2 protein-coding genes and 1 pseudogene are annotated in these 1,266 nt (G+C 70.8%); 2 read left to right on the forward strand and 1 reads right to left on the reverse strand.

Translation table 11 applies throughout. The features are described 5' to 3' along the window. Positions 1-31 precede the first annotated feature (31 nt). Positions 32-547: a hypothetical protein gene (locus AC08OP_RS24025; RefSeq protein ID WP_476616252.1), complete on the forward strand. Its 516-nt coding sequence runs from the start codon at positions 32-34 to the stop codon at positions 545-547. Next, positions 544-726, forward strand: a complete 183-nt coding sequence (locus tag AC08OP_RS24030; RefSeq protein ID WP_476616253.1) for a hypothetical protein — start codon at positions 544-546, stop codon at positions 724-726. Before AC08OP_RS24025 ends, AC08OP_RS24030 begins: the two co-directional genes overlap by 4 nt. A 10-nt stretch (positions 727-736) precedes the next feature. On the opposite strand, the pseudogene AC08OP_RS24035 reads toward AC08OP_RS24030, so the two are convergent. Beyond that, positions 737-1,266: pseudogene (locus AC08OP_RS24035) on the reverse strand (endonuclease/exonuclease/phosphatase family protein); the annotation flags it as partial.

Genomic DNA, 1,266 nt, shown 5'->3' on the forward strand with positions numbered 1-1,266 from the left:
AGGAGATCGCCAAGGACCGTACGCTGGGCGAATGGCCTTGAAAGCGCGTCTACGGGGCGGGGAGACCGACCTCGCCCTGCTCTCGCGGGTCCTGCCCACGGGTGGCACTCAGGTCGTCCGGGACGAGGAGGGCTACTACCTCACCTCGACGGCGGTGGACCACCGGCCCGAGGACACGGCCTTCTACGAGGCAGCGGCCGGGGTGCTCGCCTGGGTCAACGGCATCGGCTGGTTGAACAGCACCGACTTCCACGCCGTCGAGCTGACCGGGATGTACGACGACGGTGATCGGCGTCATGCCGTCCTCACGCCTAAGACGATCAGGTGCACCACCCGCGTCGGGAGCGTCGTCATAGGAGGTGACGCGGTGGCCTCCGAGCCGCCACCGCCGCCGGGCCCTCCGCAGGCAGCTGCCGCGCCCGCGGTCCGGCGCTCGCGGAGGCCCTGGCGATACTCGGCCGGACCACGCACCTCGGGTGGGTCGAGCTCTACAAGGTGTGGGAGATCGTGCAGGACGGCCGCGACCCGGCAGCCCTCGGCTGGGTGACGAAAGCCGAAGCGCGGGCCTTCACGCAGGCCGCGAACCATCCCGGCATCAGCGGACAGGCCGCACGGCACGCCAGGATGCCCGGCACCCCGAGCAAGACGTCGGCCATGGGCCTCGCCGAAGGGGGAGCCTTCGTACGGCGGGTGATCCTCGCCTGGATCGCGGCGGAATCGAACTGACGCCGGCGAACTACGGCTGGAGCTGCCCGGGAGCAACGACAGCGGCGATGGCCATCGCCGCATGGTCGCTGAGGCCGTCGTGGCGAGGGGCATGAACGTAGTCGCAGCGGGTCAAGTCGAGCCGGTCGACGGTGAGGAAGGTGTGGTCGAAGCGGTAGCCGTTGCCGCCGCGGCCGTACCAGCTGTGGCCCGGGGCGTCGGGGTGCAGGGCGCGGTAGGCGTCGGTGAGGCCGGCGTCGGTGAAGGAACGATAGAAGTCGTACTCCCAGCGGCCGAAGACCGGGTAGTGCGGGACGTGGCCGGGTTCGACGACGTTGAGGTCGCCGGTGACCACGACCGGCCCCTCGAAGCCGGCGAGGAGATTGGGCAGCGCGCGGGTGACGGCATGTTGAAAGGCGCGCTTGTTCTCGTCGCGGCGTTCGGCCGGCCCCCGGGACGGGACGTAGAGGCCGACCAGACGCAGCCGCTGTCCACCGATCCGCAGGTCGACGGCGGGTGCGCGGTGGGCAAGGACGTCGATGCCAGCGGGCACGGGTTCGA

This window comes from Frankia sp. CeRuru1 (assembly GCF_977966315.1).

What these genes read in the sequence shown, in the direction of transcription:
- AC08OP_RS24025 (WP_476616252.1), top strand. Translation starts at nt 32, where the DNA reads ATGGCCTTGAAAGCGCGTCTACGGGGCGGGGAGACCGACCTCGCCCTG.